The organism is Pseudomonas sp. GM_Psu_1 (genome assembly GCF_026544185.1).
Taxonomy (GTDB): domain Bacteria; phylum Pseudomonadota; class Gammaproteobacteria; order Pseudomonadales; family Pseudomonadaceae; genus Chryseomonas; species Chryseomonas oryzihabitans.
In genome coordinates, this window is record NZ_JALNUX010000015.1 from 94,863 (window position 1) to 110,594 (window position 15,732).

Annotated in this window: 18 protein-coding genes; 13 read left to right on the plus strand and 5 right to left on the minus strand. The window is 66.1% G+C overall.

Translation table 11 applies throughout. The features are described from left to right. Positions 1–4 precede the first annotated feature (4 nt). From OXS31_RS20625 to OXS31_RS20635, 3 genes are all read left to right on the plus strand, one after another. Positions 5–490, plus strand: a complete 486-nt coding sequence (locus OXS31_RS20625) for a hypothetical protein (protein WP_115945230.1) — start codon at positions 5–7, stop codon at positions 488–490. Positions 491–568: 78 nt separating this feature from the next. Then, complete coding sequence (locus OXS31_RS20630) at positions 569–1,267, plus strand: YafY family protein (protein WP_267401651.1); 699 nt, start codon at positions 569–571, stop codon at positions 1,265–1,267. Between the two features lie 65 nt (positions 1,268–1,332). Next, a complete protein-coding gene (locus OXS31_RS20635) occupies positions 1,333–1,704 on the plus strand; it encodes a VOC family protein (RefSeq protein ID WP_267401653.1) in 372 nt (123 codons plus the stop codon). A gap of 116 nt (positions 1,705–1,820) precedes the next feature. On the opposite strand, the gene OXS31_RS20640 is transcribed toward OXS31_RS20635, so the two are convergent. Then, positions 1,821–2,087 carry a DksA/TraR family C4-type zinc finger protein gene (locus OXS31_RS20640; protein WP_027599993.1) on the minus strand — a complete coding sequence of 89 codons (267 nt, stop codon included), beginning with the start codon at positions 2,085–2,087 and terminating at the stop codon, positions 1,821–1,823. Between OXS31_RS20640 and OXS31_RS20645 the strand changes: the two genes are divergently transcribed. The 5 genes from OXS31_RS20645 (at position 2,086) to OXS31_RS20665 (ending at position 5,619) form a co-directional block, all read left to right on the plus strand. Continuing rightward, positions 2,086–2,922 carry a CDP-diacylglycerol diphosphatase gene (locus OXS31_RS20645; protein WP_267401656.1) on the plus strand — a complete coding sequence of 279 codons (837 nt, stop codon included), beginning with the start codon at positions 2,086–2,088 and terminating at the stop codon, positions 2,920–2,922. The genes OXS31_RS20640 and OXS31_RS20645 overlap by 2 nt on opposite strands. Positions 2,923–2,944: 22 nt before the next feature. Then, positions 2,945–3,157, plus strand: a complete 213-nt coding sequence (locus OXS31_RS20650) for a hypothetical protein (protein WP_007161022.1) — start codon at positions 2,945–2,947, stop codon at positions 3,155–3,157. A 235-nt stretch (positions 3,158–3,392) separates the two neighbouring features. Continuing rightward, positions 3,393–4,040, plus strand: coding sequence for a TIGR04211 family SH3 domain-containing protein (locus tag OXS31_RS20655; RefSeq protein ID WP_027599991.1), 648 nt, complete (start codon positions 3,393–3,395; stop codon positions 4,038–4,040). 115 nt (positions 4,041–4,155) lie between these two features. Continuing rightward, the gene (locus OXS31_RS20660; RefSeq protein WP_007161024.1) at positions 4,156–4,743 is read left to right on the plus strand and encodes an NUDIX domain-containing protein; all 588 of its coding nucleotides are present in this window, start codon (positions 4,156–4,158) and stop codon (positions 4,741–4,743) included. 3 nt (positions 4,744–4,746) lie between these two features. After that, positions 4,747–5,619, plus strand: a complete 873-nt coding sequence (locus OXS31_RS20665) for an oxygenase MpaB family protein (protein WP_267401661.1) — start codon at positions 4,747–4,749, stop codon at positions 5,617–5,619. A 644-nt stretch (positions 5,620–6,263) separates the two neighbouring features. Here the strand turns inward: OXS31_RS20665 and dbpA are convergent. Further along, positions 6,264–7,637 (minus strand): ATP-dependent RNA helicase DbpA, encoded by a 1,374-nt coding sequence (gene dbpA, locus OXS31_RS20670; RefSeq protein ID WP_007161026.1) that lies wholly within the window; start codon positions 7,635–7,637, stop codon positions 6,264–6,266. A gap of 127 nt (positions 7,638–7,764) precedes the next feature. On the opposite strand from dbpA, the gene OXS31_RS20675 reads away from it, so the two are divergent. Then, a complete protein-coding gene (locus OXS31_RS20675) occupies positions 7,765–8,397 on the plus strand; it encodes a glutathione S-transferase family protein (protein ID WP_027600998.1) in 633 nt (210 codons plus the stop codon). Between the two features lie 6 nt (positions 8,398–8,403). Here the strand turns inward: OXS31_RS20675 and OXS31_RS20680 are convergent, their stop codons facing one another. After that, positions 8,404–9,504 (minus strand): catalase family protein, encoded by a 1,101-nt coding sequence (locus tag OXS31_RS20680; protein ID WP_267401664.1) that lies wholly within the window; start codon positions 9,502–9,504, stop codon positions 8,404–8,406. 177 nt (positions 9,505–9,681) lie between these two features. On the opposite strand from OXS31_RS20680, the gene OXS31_RS20685 reads away from it, so the two are divergent. Together OXS31_RS20685 and OXS31_RS20690 are read left to right on the plus strand one after the other, a co-directional pair. Then, positions 9,682–9,825, plus strand: coding sequence for a hypothetical protein (locus OXS31_RS20685; RefSeq protein ID WP_007161029.1), 144 nt, complete (start codon positions 9,682–9,684; stop codon positions 9,823–9,825). A 121-nt stretch (positions 9,826–9,946) separates the two neighbouring features. Further along, on the plus strand, positions 9,947–10,786 hold the full coding sequence (locus tag OXS31_RS20690) for a DUF6502 family protein (RefSeq protein ID WP_007161030.1): 840 nt from the start codon (positions 9,947–9,949) through the stop codon (positions 10,784–10,786). Here the strand turns inward: OXS31_RS20690 and OXS31_RS20695 are convergent. Continuing rightward, the gene (locus OXS31_RS20695; RefSeq protein ID WP_267401671.1) at positions 10,783–11,229 is read right to left on the minus strand and encodes a type IV pilin protein; all 447 of its coding nucleotides are present in this window, start codon (positions 11,227–11,229) and stop codon (positions 10,783–10,785) included. The genes OXS31_RS20690 and OXS31_RS20695 overlap by 4 nt on opposite strands. A gap of 908 nt (positions 11,230–12,137) precedes the next feature. On the opposite strand from OXS31_RS20695, the gene OXS31_RS20700 reads away from it, so the two are divergent. After that, positions 12,138–12,821: a class I SAM-dependent methyltransferase gene (locus OXS31_RS20700; protein ID WP_042137518.1), complete on the plus strand. Its 684-nt coding sequence runs from the start codon at positions 12,138–12,140 to the stop codon at positions 12,819–12,821. Positions 12,822–12,824: 3 nt separating this feature from the next. Here OXS31_RS20700 and OXS31_RS20705 read toward each other — a convergent pair whose 3' ends face one another. Then, entirely contained in the window at positions 12,825–13,805 is a 981-nt protein-coding gene (locus tag OXS31_RS20705) for a DUF6515 family protein (protein WP_267401675.1), read from the minus strand. 293 nt (positions 13,806–14,098) lie between these two features. Here OXS31_RS20705 and proP point away from each other — a divergent pair, with 293 nt between their 5' ends. Further along, entirely contained in the window at positions 14,099–15,550 is a 1,452-nt protein-coding gene (gene proP / locus OXS31_RS20710) for a glycine betaine/L-proline transporter ProP (RefSeq protein ID WP_267401677.1), read from the plus strand. Positions 15,551–15,732 lie beyond the last annotated feature (182 nt).

The window sequence follows — 15,732 nt, forward strand, 5'->3', positions numbered from 1 at the left end:
GCCGATGACTGCAAGTCCGGATTCACAAGATGCGACCCTGATAGTCGAGAGCCCGCACTGGCGCCTGGGCTATCGACGGGACTCTCGGTATCCCGGTCTGCTGATCCTGAGCACTCAACAGGCCGTGAGCGACTTCAGCGAACTCGATGCGGCCAGCCTGGCCGAACTGGGTCAGCAACTGGGCTTCGCTGAGAAACTTCTGCAGCACTGTTATGCACCGCACAGGGTAGTGTTCTACAAGCTGGGCTTTTCCGCAGGCTTTTCCCTGCACATGCACATCGCGCCGATCTCGCACGCATTGTTGAGCGAAATCGCAGCCCACCCCAATTACAGCGGCGATCCGGATGGCAACGATGCCATCCTCTATCTGAGTCGCGAATATGGCGAGCGAGACCTCGGGCCAGAGGAACAACAGGCGCAAAGGATTGAGATCGCACGCCTCAGAGATATGGCTGGCGAGCTTTTGCGTCAGCCCAGTAACTTTCCATAGCCGACCTGCCGTATCAAGGAGCCTAAACGCGCCTGGCCACGGCTAGAGCATCACCTGCTCCCGGATTAAACTGCGCGGATGTCAAGCTCAGAACGGCTGTTCGATCTGCTCCAGGCCTTGCGCAGGCACCGCCGCGCCGTGAGTGGCCGCGCCTTGGCTGCGGAAACGGGGGTCAGCCTCAGGACCCTTTACCGTGATATCGCCAGCCTGCAGGCGCTGGGTGCGGCCATCGAGGGTGAACCGGGCGTTGGCTATCTCCTCAAGCCAGGTTTTCTGCTGCCACCGCTGATGTTCACGCCCGAAGAACTGGAAGCCCTGGTGCTCGGCTCGCGCTGGGTGGCCGAACGCACCGATGGCAGCCTTGCCGCGGCGGCCGGCAATGCCCTGGCGCGCATCTCCGCGGTCCTGCCAAGCGAGCTGCAAAACGAATTGGCCATGACCACCCTGCTCATCGGCCCGAGTCGGGAAACCCCGCAGAACCAGATCGATCCGGCAATCCTGCGCCAGGCGATACGCCAGGAAACCAAGCTCACCCTGGTCTACCGCGACGCCGCCGACAACGAGTCTCGGCGTACCCTCTGGCCTTTCGCGCTGGCCTACTTCGATGCCGCCCGTGTCTTGCTAGCCTGGTGTGAGTTGCGCGAGGACTTCCGCAGCTTTCGCGCCGACCGCATCCTTGCGGTCGAGCCTAGCGAAGAGCGCTATCCCCAGCGCCGCCAGGCCTTGCTGAGGGACTGGCGACAGCAGATGAATCGTCAGCGCAATAATCCAGGCTGACTACTGACAGAAACTGGCAGTAGGGGCTCCTAGACTGGTCGGCATCACCACAAAGGAGATGCACCATGCACTACAGCACCAGCCTGATGTTTTACGTTGCCGATGTCCCTACTAGCCGGGAGTTCTATGCCGGATTGCTCGACCTCGCCCCGGTCGAGGACGGTCCCGGCTTCGCCCTCTTCGTCCTGCCCTCCGGTCTCGCCCTGGGCCTGTGGGCACAAGAGGCAGTGGTTCCGCCGGTAAGCGCGGGCAGTGCGACGGGTGAATTGGGCTTCAAGGTGGCCAGCATGGCAGCGGTGGACGAGCTGCATGATCTTTGGCGCGCTCGGGGCGCCCAGGAGGCCTGGCCGCCGACCGACCTGCCATTCGGCCGCAGCTTCGTCGTGCTCGATCCGGACGGTAACCGGCTGCGCGGCTACGCGGTGCATCCCGACTGATCGATGGACTGCTGCTGGGGAAGGGCCCGCATGGTACAAACCGTTCTTGGCCCTGGGCTGGAAAGACTCAAGGCTCCTGTACGGGTCACCACACCATGCCGCTGCCCCATCCACCCCTAGCGCAACTGACTGTCCTTGCTCGCCCGCCGGTTGTAGCCGCCGGCGCGCTGGTCTTCGGCGTCCTGCTCGGATTGGCAGCGGATGCACAGGCGCACGCCCGGTACCACCTGGCGGCGTGCTTCGGGGATGGCGTCGCCGCATTCCTCGCAATGGGTGAGGCTCGCGCCCCGATGCAGACGGCTGCGGGCGCGCTGCACCGCATCGTCCACCGTGCTGTCGATCTGTTCCTGAACCGCGCCGTCTCCGGCCCAACCATTGGCCATGACTGATCTCCCAGTGCGTTGCCCTGATAGCCATTGGAAGCGCCGCGCGCGCAGTTGTTCGCTGCCGAGCCGCATCCGCTCGTCGTGGCGGCGCCTGTTGCCGCTGCTGATGCTGAGCCTGGCGCTGACGGGCTGTGCCAGCCGCGACCTGCTGCGCCAGGTCACGACCGGGCTCTGCGTGCCCAATGCCCGGCTCACCGGTCTGGCGGCACCCTGTCGCCAGGTGGTGGAGGATCCCGGCTTCGCCATGCTGCGCGCGCCGGGTGAGCGACAGCATTTCATCCTGGTACCGCTGCGGCCCCTGCGCGGGCTGGAAAGTCCGGCGCTGTGGCAGCCCGGCCAACCCAACTGGTTCGGTCTGGCCTGGCGCCAGCGCTGGTACCTGAGCGCCTGGGGCCGGGCGCCGGTGGCGGACGAGCGGATCGCCCTGGCCCTCAATGCCCCCAGCGGGCGTAGCCAGGATCAGCTGCATGTGCACCTGGCCTGTCTGCGGCCCGAAGTACGCGCGCAGCTCCTGCCGCTGGCGCCCGCTCTGGACGAACACTGGCGCGCGCTGCCAAAGGCGCTGGCGGGCAGTCTTTATCAGGCGCGGCGGCTAAGCGAAACCCAGTTGCTGGCCGTGGATTTCTTCCAGGCCCTGGCCAACCGGCCGCCCTATCCGCTGCCGGATCCACGGCTGTCACTGGCGGTGGTGGCCTTGCCGAGCCGGGACGCCAGCCGCCAGTTCCTGTTGCTGGCCGGTCGCGCGGGCAGCCAGCCGGGCGACCAGGGTTCGGCGGAACGATTGCTGGCGGCGGACTGCCAGGGAACGACCGCGGCCCCGGCGACTCAATAGCGCCAGCGCGCCAGGAGGCCCCATGCCGCAGGAATTCCAAGACCTCTTCGACTTCATCGATCAGCTGCTCGCCTGGTCCGACTTCTATCTCAAGTCCGGCCTGTTGCTTTGCGGGGTGGGCATGGTGGCCGGCGCGATCGCCTGGAAACGCTGGTGGGGCAAGGCGCTGGCCTTTGGCTGCGCCGGCCTGGGCGCGCTCGCGGCCCTGAGTCTGGATCTGCTCCATCGGCTCTGAACCGCCGCTGCAAGATCCTGAACGGCTTTGCCGCTTTTACCGCCTACCCCATGGCGGCAAGATGACACTGGCCGTCGCTTTCCGCCGCCAAAGCTTGAACTGCTTCACCGTCTCGAACAGAGGGCGCTACGGGTTGGCGGATAGATCGCGGCGGCTTGCTAGGGTACTGCCCCACAATAATCCGGCTTGCTCATCACGGCCTTCATCTTTTCAGCTCATGCATACAGACCCGATCATGCCCATGTCCCCAACTCGCCTGCTCTCCCGCCTACCGCATCTCGGCCTCTGCCTGGCTGCCTCCCTCGCTTCCCTGGCCGGCACCGCCGTGGCCCAGGAAGGCACTGCCCGCTGGGTCAGCGACAGCCTGACCACCTATGTCCGCAGTGGTCCCACCGATGGCTATCGCATCGTCGGCACCCTCAAGTCCGGGCAGAAGGTCGAGCTGATCAGCACCCAGGGCGACTACAGCCAGGTGCGCGGTGAAGGCGGCAGCACCGTCTGGATTCCCAATGCCGATCTGCAGGCCAAGCCCGGCCAGGCCGAGCGCCTGCCGCAGCTGGAACAGCAGGTGGCCGAATTGAGCGGCCAGCTCAAGACCATCGACGACAGCTGGAAGAATCGCGTCCAGGGCATGCAGGAGACCCTGGATTCGCGCAAGAAGCAGATCGACGAACTGGAGAGCCGCCGCAAGGACCTCGACGCCCAGCTCACCCAGGCCCAGTCCGAACTGCGCAGCACCCAGGCCAAGCTCGGCAACGAGAACAAGCAGGCGCTGATGCAGTACATGGTCTACGGCGGCAGCATCGCCGGCGCCGGCCTGCTGGCCGGCCTGATCCTGCCGTCCATGACGCGGGGTCGCAAGAAGAACGACCGCTGGTTCTAGACGTCGGCGGTCTGCCGTCCTCACGACAGGGTGGAACCCGGGGTCACGGGGCATGCCTCAGAAAGGCAGCGCTTCTGCTACCGTGGCCCGACGCCTCCTGTCCAGACGAGCCCCCATGCCCGACACCTCCCGCATTCGCATCCAGCAGGTCGAGACCCTTTCCCAGGACTGGGGCCTGCTGAAGAAGACCACCTTCGACTACCTGCGCCGCGACGGCAGCTGGCAACGCCAGACCCGCGAGACCTACGACCGCGGCAACGGCGCCACCATCCTGCTGTACGACCGCGAGCGGCGCACCGTGCTGCTGATCCGCCAGTTCCGCCTGCCGACCCTGGGCAACGGTCTGGACGACGGCCTGCTGGTGGAGACCCCCGCTGGCCTGCTCGACGCGGCCGCCCCCGAAGCGCGCATCAAGGCCGAGGTCGAGGAAGAGACCGGCTACCGCCTGGACAATGTCCAGCACCTGTTCGACGCCTTCATGAGTCCCGGTTCGGTGACCGAGCTGCTGCACTTCTTCGCCGGTGAATACCGCGCCGACCAGCGCATCGCCGACGGTGGCGGACTGCACGAGGAAGGCGAGGACATCGAGCTGCTGGAACTGCCCTTCGACGAGGCCCTGGCCATGGCCCGCGACGGCCGGCTGCTGGATGGCAAGACCATCATGCTGCTGCAGTACGCGGCGCTCTATCTGCTGCCGCGCTAGTCCATGGAGCGGATCCGCAGCCGTATCGAGCAGCAGGTGATGAGCCTTACCGGACTGGCCCTGGGCGAGGTCGACTACGAGCAACCACCGGGTGACCCTGGGTTGTTCGGGCCTGGCAGCCTGCCCTGGCGGGTGCACAGCGACTTCACCTGCATGCTGATCGGTGGCATCGCCGCCCTGCTGATGCAGACCCTGCACCCGCTGGCTCTGGCCGGGGTCTGGGACCATTCGAAATTTCGCGAAGACATGCTCGGCCGCCTGAGACGCACCGGTCAGTTCATCGCCGCCACCACCTTTGGCAGCTGCGGCGATGCCGAGCGACTGATCGCCCGGGTCAGGGCCATCCACCGGCATATCCGGGGCCAGGCCGCCGACGGCCGCCCCTACAGCGCCGAAGACCCGGCGCTGCTGACCTGGGTCCATGTGGCCGAGGTCAGTCACTTCCTGGCGGCCTATCTGCGCTATTTCGATCCCCGGCTGCCGGGGGCCGAACAGGATCGCTACTACGCCGAAATCGCCCTGGTCGCCGAACGCTTGGGCGCGACCGACGTGCCCCGCTCCCGAGCGGAGATAGCCGCCTACTACCAGGCGATCCGCCCGCAGCTGGTGTGCGACGAACGCAGCCGCGAGGTCTGCCGGGTATTGCTGCAGGCGCCCGCGCCCAGCGCCCTGGCCAAGCCCTTCGGCGCCCTGATGATGCAGGCCGGCATCGACCTCTTGCCCGACTGGGCCAGTGCGGAGCTGGGTTTCCACCAGAGTGCGCTGCAACGGCAGCTGATTCGCACGGGAATAGGCTCCACCGCCCCGGTGCTGCGCTGGGCCGTGCGCAACGGCTCCTCGCATCGCGCCAGACGGCGGATGGGGATCGAGGACTGAGGCAGGTGGGGTCGGGACGACTCCATCGTCGAAGCCCAACAGCCCGAGGTACACCTAGGCATTCGGACAACCCCCTCTCCCCATGGGAGAGGGTCGGGGTGAGGGCGCCCCTCGCGACGAAGCCCCAGTGGAAAAGGCTGCGCCGTTTTCCACGCTACGGCGCTGCTTGGATAGACCCCTCTCCCCCTGGGAGAGGGCTGGGGTGAGGGCGCCCCTCGCGACGAAGCCCCAGTGGAAAAGGCTGCGCCGTTTTCCACGCTACGGCGCTGCTTGGATAGCCCCCTCTCCCCCTGGGAGAGGGTTGGGGTGAGGGCGCGCCTCGCGACGAAGTCCCGGTGGAAAAGGCTGCGCCGTTTTCCACGCTACGGCGCTGCTTGGATAGCCCCCTCTCCCCCTGGGAGAGGGTTGGGGTGAGGGCGCGCCTCGCGGCAAAGCCCCAGTGGAAAAGGCTGCGCCGTTTTCCACGCTACGGCGCTACCACACACCTGAGACAGGCCTATCGCTGATCGCGGCCAGGCCAGTGCGCCGTAGCGACTGCTCCTACAGATCGGTTTGATACCTGTAGGAGCGGCCCATGGCCGCGATAAAGCCAATACCGTCAGGCGCGGGTCGTCAGAGCCACAATGCCCGTAGTCAAATCTGCCCTACAGCATCCGCACCTTGATCGACCGCCCCTTGATCTTGCCCTCGCTCAACCGCTGCAACGCCTGGCGGGCAATATCGCGCTCCACGGCGACATAGGCCTGGTTGTCGAACAGGGTGATCTTGCCGATCTTGGCGCCGGGCAGGCCGGCGTCGCCGGTCAGGGCGCCGAGGATGTCGCCGGGGCGCAGCTTGTCCTTCTTGCCGGCCGCCAGGGCCAGGGTGTGCATGGCCGGTACCAGCGGCTCCGGGGTGTCGCGTAGGGCGCCAAGAGGCTGCCAGTCCAGCGGCGAGCCCTGCTGCACCTCGATGGCCTGGGCGCGACTGGCTTCGGCCGGCGCCACCAAGGACAGCGCCAGGCCTTGCTCACCCGCCCGACCGCTGCGACCGATGCGGTGCACGTGCACCGCCGGATCGCGGGACAGCTCCACGTTGATCACGGCCTCCAGGCCGGCGACGTCGATGCCGCGGGCCGCCACGTCGGTGGCCACCAGCACGCAGAGACTGCGGTTGGCGAACATCGCCAGCACCTGGTCGCGCTCGCGCTGCTCCAGATCGCCATGCAGGGCGGCTGCGGAGATGCGCTGGGCATGCAGCGCCTCGACCACCTCCTGGCACTGCTGGCGGGTCTGGCAGAAGGCCACGGCGCTGGCCGGGCGATGATGCCGGAGCAGGCGCACCACGGCGGCCAGACGATCCTGGGCGGCGATCTCGTAGAAGCGCTGGCGGATCTGCGTCTCGCTGTGCTGACTCTCGACGCTGATGCGCAGCGGCGCGCGCAGGTAGTCCTGGGCCAGACGCTCGATGCCTTCCGGATAGGTCGCCGAGAACAGCAGCGTCTGCCGCCGTGCCGGCGTCTGGCTGAGGATGTCGGCGATGGCGTCGATGAAGCCCATGTCGAGCATGCGATCGGCTTCGTCGAGCACCGCGACGTTGAGGCCGTCCAGCACCAGGGTGCCCTTGCGCAGGTGCTCCTGCACCCGCCCCGGGGTGCCGACGATCACCTGGGCGCCATGCTCCAGGGAAGCGATCTGCGGCCCCAGCGGCATGCCGCCACAGAGGGTCAGGATCTTCATGTTGGGCGTGGTGCGCGCCAGGCGACGCAGTTCGCGGGCCACCTGGTCCGCCAGTTCGCGGGTCGGACAGAGCACCAGCGCCTGACAGCCGAAATAGCGCGGATTGAGTCCCGTCAGCAAGCCGATGCCAAAGGCGGCCGTCTTGCCCGAACCGGTCTTGGCCTGGGCGATGAGGTCCTGGCCCTTGAGAATGATGGGCAGGCTGGCCGCCTGGATGGGCGTCATGCTCAGGTAGCCGAGTTCGGCCAGATTGGCCTGCATGGCCTCGGCCAGCGGCAGGGAATCGAAGGATGAGGGCACGGGAGTCCTGTGAAACGGCTGGTAAAGGTTTACCAGTTTAGCAGAAGGGTACCGGCTCTCCTGCGAATGGACGCTGGATGAGGGCCTACCTATGCTAAGGGGTACGACAACTCAAGGAAGCTTCACCATGTTCGACCGGCCTGTGCTCTATACCCACCCCATGTCGCGCGGACGCATCGTGCGCTGGCTGCTGGAGGAGCTCGGACAACCCTACGAGGTGCAACGGGTCGACTACGGGCCGGCGATGAAATCCCCGGCCTATCGCGCCATCAACCCCATGGGCAAGGTGCCGGCGCTGCGCCATGGCGCCGCCGTGGTGACCGAGACCGCCGCCATCTGCGCCTATCTCGCCGACGCCTTTCCCGCTGCGGGGCTCGCCCCACCGCTGAGCGATCCGGCGCGCGGTGCCTACTACCGCTGGCTGTTCTTCGCTGCCGGTCCGCTGGAGGCGGCCACCACCAACCAGGCGCTGGGCGTCGTCCTGCCCGAAGACCCGCAAAAGCGCGGCGCGGTGGGCTATGGCAGTCTGGCCGAGGTGCTCGACACCCTCGACGCCGCCCTGGCCCCCGGTGAATACCTGGTGGACGACCGCTTCACCGCCGCCGACGTCTATGTCGGTGCCCATCTCGCCTGGGGCATGGCCTTCGGCACCATCGAGAAGCGCCCCCACTTCGAGCGCTATGTCGCCGGGCTGGTGTCCCGCCCAGCGGCGGTACGCGCTCGCGAACTCGACGACGCCGAGCTCGCCACGCTCAACTGAGCCGCGTTACAGCTCCACCGGTCCGCGCGGATGGTGCAACGGGCAGCCGTTGCGCTCGCTGCGAAACTGCGACGACATCTCGTAGGCCGGTTGCCGCGATCTCATGATGCCGCCCAGCGGGCGGTGCGCAGCCAGACCATGCCAGGGGCTGAACACCATGCCATCGTCCACTTCGCGCGAGCGCGCCTCGTTCCAGGCCGGCTGCGGCTGCACCTCCAGGCGCGCCACGGTCACATAGGGACTGAGGTCTTCCGGCCAGACCACCGAGGCGTCCTCGATAGGTGTCCGCTCGATATCGACGCCCAGCTGCACGCGGATCTCCCAGACGCCGCCGTGCCGGGCGAAATGGGCATTGACCGCCTCGCGCAGGCCGTCGGGCTTGCCGTTGACCTCGACCGGCGCGTCGGTCAGAGCGGTCAGCTCGGGCGCCACCGGAACCACGCTGAGCTTGGCGAAATAGGGGCCGTAGAGAAAGGGCACCATGGTGTAGAAGGTTTCGCCGAGCGGATGGGTCTCCGGGTGGCCACCCAGGCTCTTCAGCGTCGGACTTTCGCCGCCAAAGGCTTCCACCACCTTCTCGGTGCCGCGCAGCACCGCTGACGCCACCTTCTTCAGGCCCTCACCGCGGTCGGTGGTCTTGGCCAGCAGCTTGAGCGTCTTGAGAAAGGTCTTGGGATCCGGCGCGGTAAAGGCCGGGGCGTTCTGCATGACGAAATCCTGGGTCACCTGGCCTTCGCTGCCGGGCAGGCGCTCGCCCGGCACGTCGATCAGCTTGAGCGCCAGCCCCCGCGGGGTGGAGACGCTGTCGGCCAGGATGTCGCCCGGATTGGTCGAAAATCTCAGCACCGCGGCATAGTTGCCCGGCACGGCGAAGGCGCCCTGGGCATAGGCCGGCGGCAGGCCCTCCAGCACCCGCACCTGGCCGGTGAGCAGACCGTGACTCTTGGCGTGCACGCTGCGAATGGCATGACCGCCATTGGCGTAGGTGGTCTCGGTGATGTCTCTCATGGCCGCGACCATCTCGCGAACGGTTTCGGCTTCATCATCCGGCACCTGTTCGAAGGCGGGTTGGAACGGCAGCGGATGGACAGCGGTGGGCGTGGTCATCACGGGACTCCTTGGGCGCCGTCGTTCGGATGAGACAGTCAGGCGTTGGACCGCTATCGCGCTAACGAAGTTCGCCCTTTGGCCATCTGACCGACACGAGGTCGCTGTCGACAGCCGCTCGGGAACGGCCCCGCCCAGAGGGGTTCGATATCTCCACACCCACCCCGGAGAGCCACCATGAGCGACGCCGACCAGAAGACCTACGACAACCCCAGCAACACCCCGCCGCCCGAAGAGCTGCCCTATGCGGACATGGAACCCGAGGAGTTTCCGGACGATCCGGACGTGGCCGGTGCGACCGAATCGGGCACTCCTGGCTAGCCACGGCCCTGCCCCGCGGACGACAGCCTGAGTGGCGTCCGCGACACTTTGTGACCGGCCGGTTTGACGGGCGCTTAAGGCGCCGCGAAGATGGGCAGGCGTCTGCCGTGTCGAGTCCCCCATGCTTTCCACCAAGGTACCCTTGCTCCTGCGTAGCCTGATCGGTCGGCTGGTGCGTATCGCCATCGCCTCCGGCGTGACCTACCAGACCTTCGATCGCCTGCTGCGCCAGACCTACTTCGAGGTCGCCCAGGATTTCGAACCGCTGCGCGACAAGCCCAATTCCGACAGCCGCATCTCGGTGCTGACCGGCCTGCCGCGCCGCGAGGTCCGAGCCCTGCGCGAGGCCAGCCCGGAACGTACGCCCTGCACGCCCAGCCTGGAATGGCAGGTGCTCAGCGCCTGGACCTCACGACTGGATCTGCTCGATGCCGAGGGCAATCTGCGCCCCCTCCCCCGCACTCAGCGCCGTGGCGGCGAACAGAGCTTCGACGCCCTGGTCGCCAGCGTCGGCAGCGACGTGCGCGCCCGCACCGTGCTGGATGAATGGCTGCGCAAGGGTTACGCCCGCCTCGACGAGGAAGACCGGGTGGTGCTCACCCCCCGCTCGCTGCTGCGCGGCACCGAGAGCCAGGAAGGCGCAGGGCGGCTGCTGGCCCATTTCACCGGCGACCTGCTGGCCGGCTTCGAGCGCCTCTACCTGCAGGACCGCGCCGCGCCGGACTTCACCTTTCACGTGGTCTACGGCCACAACCTGACCGAGGATTCCACGCTCAGCCTCTATCGCACCGCCTACGACGAATCCATGCACCTGCTCAACCGCCTCAACCGCCTGGTGGTCGAACACGAAGCCCGCGACGCCGGCAAGGCCGACGCCACCCAGCGGGTCACCCTGGGCTTCGGCGGCTATCGCGTGGAACAGGACAGGGATGCCGGCCTGGTACAGGGACGGGAGGATTAGCGCCAGCAGTCAGTGGGATCACCCCTCGATACCTTTTTGACGCCTTGAGCGTTAAGTATCAGATTGCCACAGGAATCTTTTTCCTGACTGCCCTTGGGCAGTGCGGTCAGCACATAGGGACCATCACTGCTATAGCCAGCACTACCAGCAGCGCTGGTTAAAATCGTCAGTTCGTAGTACCCGCTGCTGGAGAACACTCTGTCACTGCCGGGGTCGGTCTTTGTATTGACAATGTTTAGGTCTTTTACCTTCGCCGGATAGGCATTGTTCTGCGCATAGAAGCGCTCCATCCGTGCCGCCGCCTCGTTGAGCAGTGCCTGCCCCTCGCTGCGGTTGGAGCGCAGCACAGAGGTCTGATAAGTCGGATAGGCAATGGCTGCCAGGATGCCAACAATCGCCACGACGACCATCAGTTCGATCAGGGTAAAGCCTCGTGCTCGCATCGCTACCTCAGAGATCGGGAATCTGATTGAAGAAGGTACGCCAGGTCTGACGTGCGGGTGTTATGCCTGACACCCATACTCAAACTGCCAGGCCACGTTGCTGCGCTTTAGGCAAACGCTTTGCCTAGCAGCATGCTGGGCCTCACGCTCGATTGGACCACTACCACACACCAGATTCTCAGCTTGCGCAAAGCTCGGCGACCGGCAGCCAAGCCAACACAAAAAGCCGTAGGAATAAGGACCTAGCCTTTCGTGCCCATAGCCTAACGATAGGTAATGGCGTTCGAATCGCAAGGATTCTTGTTGGAGAGAAACCTGCACGCCGACAAGCCCGATCTTGAGACCTGCTGAGACTCAAGGACATGGATGAGTCGGTGTGGGGATGCAGCACGGACAATCCGTACGAACGCCATCCGCCCTCTTTGCCCCACACGCTTGATTCTTCCACGCCTGCAATATCCTCTGCGATTTGCTTCTCTCGTCCTTACCTGACCCTATCCCATCACCAAGGTCTTACTACTACGCCACAGAAGCGTAAAACGGCCTCACTTTCAGCCCACAACTGATTTGATTGAACGAACAAACAATAAACTGATATTTAAATTGAAAGAACGAACAATCAAAAACAATTAGAACTACCAACTTCTCATTCAAGCCAGATAACCCCCGACACAACTAGCCAAACACCGTGCGATTGTTCTAAAACAGTAAAGATCCTATCTGGAGCAGCCGTCACGCCTGGCTTGCAGCCCCTGGATACAAAAGCGAAAGAGCCACTTCCAATCCGCACAACGAAATAGCGAAGCGCCTGCTTCCATCGACAGGCCGCAACTTTTCACCCTCGCACGCCGCGCCGAGTTGGCGCCGTAACGCCTCTGCTTTCATCTACCGACAATGACAAGGCCGCTATGCACGACTCGAAGAAAATCGATTATTCGCTGAATACCGCCGACACGTCCGCACCGCACTCCGCGCTGGACAATGCCGCCATCATTTCCGCCTACCGGCGCTGGGCCAATGTCTATGATCGGGTGTTCGGCGGCGTTTCCGCCCCCGGTCGCAAGCGTGCGGTGGCGGCGGTCAACGCCCTGGCGGGTACCCGGGTGCTGGAAGTGGGCGTCGGGACGGGGCTGGCCCTGCCCCACTATGGCGCCGACAAGCGCGTCACCGGGATCGATCTCTCGCCCGACATGCTGGCCAAGGCCCGGGAGCGGGTCATTCGCGACGACATCACCACGGTGGATGCCCTGCTCGAAGCCAATGCCGAGGAAACCGGCCTGCCCACCGGCTCCTTCGATATCGCCGTAGCCATGTTCGTGGCCTCCGTGGTGCCCAATCCGCGCAAGCTGATGCAGGAGATGCGCCGGGTGGTGAAGCCGGGAGGTCACCTCTTGCTGGTCAATCACTTCCAGGCCGAGAGCGGCCTGCGGCTGCTGGCGGAAAAGGCCTTGGCACCGGCCTCGCGCAAGCTCGGCTGGCATCCGGACTTCGCCATGGACTCCATCCTCTCCCGCGAAGACCTGCGCCGCGCCCGTCGCAGCAGCGTGCCGCCCTGCGGGCTGTTCACCCTGGTGCAGCTGACCAACGACTGATCGCTACTCCACGCGATAGCCACGCCCCGCCAGGCAGGCCGCCAGCGCCTGGCGGAAGCGCGGGGTGAGGTAGGGATCGCCGACCGCGCCGGGTCGTTCGGGATCGAAGCCCGACTCCCCGGCGGCGTAGCGCCGGCAGTCGTAGCGATCCGTGGCGTAGCGCTGCGGCGACTGCCCCCGCAGGGGATAGGCGGTGACGTCATAGGCGTCGTAGTCCGTTCCGGCAGGCGCTGCCGTCGTGGCCGGCACGGCCGCCACGGTGGGATCGGCGACGGTGACGAAGCCGCCGCCCGGATCGGTGCGGTAATAGCTGCCCGCGGCGAAGTAATAGGTAGTGCCGCCCATCCACAGGGTCTCGGCGAAGGCCGGCAGGACACTGACCCGTACCCCGGTCGGTGGCAGGGTCACCACATAGCGCGGCCCCTGGGGGCGATACCAGTAGCCATCGGCATAGTAGTACTGGCTGTCGCGGTACCAGACGCGGGTGAAGCCAGCCGGCACGCCCGGCACCTCGAAGCCCGGACGCCACTGGGGATTGGTGCCCCAGCCCGGACGCGGACCGGCCCACTGAGGATCCCGCTCCGGACGCGGTGGCGGCGGCGGCGGGTAGTTCCGCCCCGGTTGATCGGGCGCCGGCATCATATATCCCGGGCGCGGCAAGGGAACGGGGCGATCCTGCCAGGCCGGCTGATAGCCCGGCCGCGGTGGCGGGGGGTCGTTGCGCTCCCAGCGCTCCAGCGCCGGACCATTGCCGCGCCCAGGACCGTCGCCACGCCCGGGCGGCCCCCCATTCCAGTCACCCTGGCCACCGCCCTGCCAGCGCCCGGCGTTGCCGGCGGGAGCGATCGGCGGCGGCTGGGCCCCCGGTGGCGGGGTCACGTAGCCGCCGCCGAGGCGATAGTTGTTATCGGCCCAGGCGGGCGCGGCGTTCCATAGGGAAACGCCGGAAAGGACGAGCGCACACAGCACGGCAGGCGATTTCATCGCACGGCTCCACGAGGGGATGACCCAGAGTACCCCAAGGCTTGGACCCTGCCCCAGCCTGGCCGTTAGCCGCGCGCCCCTCTGCCATCGAACGGCCGCCACAGACTGCCGAGGGCAAGCCGGGAAACGCGGAGGCCGCAAGGGCGGAGCGGACGCCCGGGCCTGGAATCTCCCAGGGCCGCGCAGGCATTCCCGGGTCGCTCCCTGGAGGCGGCGGGGAAGTTTCTGCCCCTCTGTCATCGCACTTCTAGCGGTCCGCTCGGGTCTATGGCCCCACGCAAGGAGGAAAACACATGTCGAAACACCATCATCACGTTGGCTGGTTCAAGCGCCGCCATGAGGTAAAACCGGACGACCTCACCATCGTCGACAATTCTCTGGTCAAGCGTGCCGTCGGCGCCGCCGCCCTCGGCAACGCCATGGAATGGTTCGACTTCGGCGTCTACGGCTACCTGGCCGTGACCCTGGGCAAGGTCTTCTTTCCCGATGGCGATGCCGCCGCCCAGCTGATCGCCACCTTCGCCACCTTTACCGTGGCCTTCCTGGTCCGCCCGATCGGCGGCATGGTCTTTGGCCCCCTGGGCGACAAGTACGGTCGCCAGAAGGTGCTGGCCCTGACCATGATCATGATGGCCCTGGGCACCTTCAGCATCGGCCTGATTCCCAGCTACGAAAGCATCGGCATCTGGGCACCGGCCCTGCTGTTGCTGGCGCGCGTGGTACAGGGCTTCTCCACCGGGGGCGAATACGGCGGCGCGGCGACCTTCATCGCCGAATACGCCACCGACAAGACCCGAGGACGCATGGGCAGCTGGCTGGAATTCGGCACCCTGGCCGGCTATATCGCCGGCGCGGGAACGGTCACGGCGCTCACCGCGGCCCTGACCCAGGAACAGCTGCTCGACTGGGGTTGGCGGGTTCCCTTCTTCATCGCCGGCCCGCTCGGCCTGCTCGGCCTCTATATGCGCCTCAAGCTGGAAGAGACCCCGGCGTTCAAGGCCCACACCGAAGCCAACGAAGGCAAGGCGGCGGACGGTCCGGCGCACAGCCTGCGCGAGCTGTTCACCCTGCATCGCGTCGCCCTGCTCAAGTGCATCGGCCTGGTGCTGGTGTTCAACGTCACCGACTACATGCTGCTGACCTACATGCCCAGCTACCTGGCCGTGACCATGGGCTACGCCGAGACCAAGGGGCTGCTGCTGATCCTCATCGTCATGGTGGTGATGATGCCGCTCAACATTCTCGGCGGCTTCTTCAGCGACCGCCTGGGCCGCAAGCCGATGATCATCGGCGCCTGTCTGGCGATCCTGGTCCTGGCGATTCCCTGCCTCAAGCTGATCGGCAGCGGCCACGACTGGCTGATCTTCCTCGGCCTGATGCTGCTGGGCGTGGCCCTGGCCTGCTTTACCAGCACCATGCCGTCCACCCTGCCGGCGCTGTTCTACACCCCGATCCGCTACAGCGCCCTGTCCATCGCCTTCAACATCTCGGTGTCGCTGTTCGGGGGCACCACCCCGCTGGTCACTGCCTGGCTGGTGGAAAAGACCGGCGACCCCCTGGTGCCGGCCTACTACCTGATGGCGGCGGCCCTGATCGGCATCCTGACCATGCTCACCGTGCGCGAAACCGCCGGCAAACCCCTGCGCGGCTCGCCCCCCTCGGTGGCCAGCGAAGAGGAAGCCAAGGAATACCTCGCCAGCGACGCACCCCTGACCGTGGACAAGCAGCCGCCCGGGCAGGCGTAAGCCTGAAGGTCTGCTCGCGGCCATGGCGGTCCGCCGAGGCGGCCGCTCCTACAAGCCTGGACTTTTGTAGGAGCGGCCCATGGCCGCGATCGAATAGCCTCCAAAGCAGCGGCCGCCATGGCCGCGATGCTCTTCCCACGGTCAGGGGTGCGTCGCTGGCGAGGTATTCCTTGGCTTCCTCT